This is a genomic window from Vibrio sp. 1402, from assembly GCF_033340275.1.
In genome coordinates, this window is sequence record NZ_JAWOWE010000397.1 from 1 (window position 1) to 625 (window position 625).

Genomic DNA, 625 nt, shown 5'->3' on the forward strand with positions numbered 1-625 from the left:
AACAGCGCTGCGGTATACAGGCTGATTGATCAGCAAGGTCCTATCTCCCGAATTCAAGTCGCGGATGTTAGCCAGCTCGCTCCAGCGAGTGTTACCAAAATCACCCGTCAACTATTGGAACGCGGCCTCATTAAAGAGGTCGCCCAACAAGCTTCAACAGGTGGTCGTCGAGCAATCTCATTGACCACTGAAGTGAAGCCTTTTCACTCTATCGCCGTTCGTTTGGGTCGAGACTACGTTCAATTCTGTCTCTATGACTTAGGCGGCACTGCACTGGCAGAAGATCAACACGAACTTCACTACACCAACCAAGCCGATTTGATTGCAGGTCTTATTGATTTATTAAAAGACTTCGTAAGTCGTTGCCAAGATAAAATTGACCAGTTGATTGCTATCGGTATTACGTTACCAGGCCTAGTTAACCCTACGACAGGCGTCGTTGAGTACATGCCAAATACGGATATTGATAACCTTGCGCTTGGTGAAATTATCCGAGAGAAGTTCAATACGGCTTGTTTTGTCGGTAACGACGTCCGTTGTATGGCACTTGCTGAGCATTATTTTGGTGCTAGCCAAGATTGCCAAGACTCTATCTTAGTCAGTGTACACCGCGGTACTGGCGCAG

General features: G+C 47.2%; 1 protein-coding gene. It reads left to right on the forward strand.

Annotated features, from left to right (window positions below; translation table 11 throughout):
• On the forward strand, nucleotides 1-625 hold a 625-nt coding region (locus tag R7044_RS26285; RefSeq protein ID WP_225456126.1), incomplete at both ends, for an ROK family protein.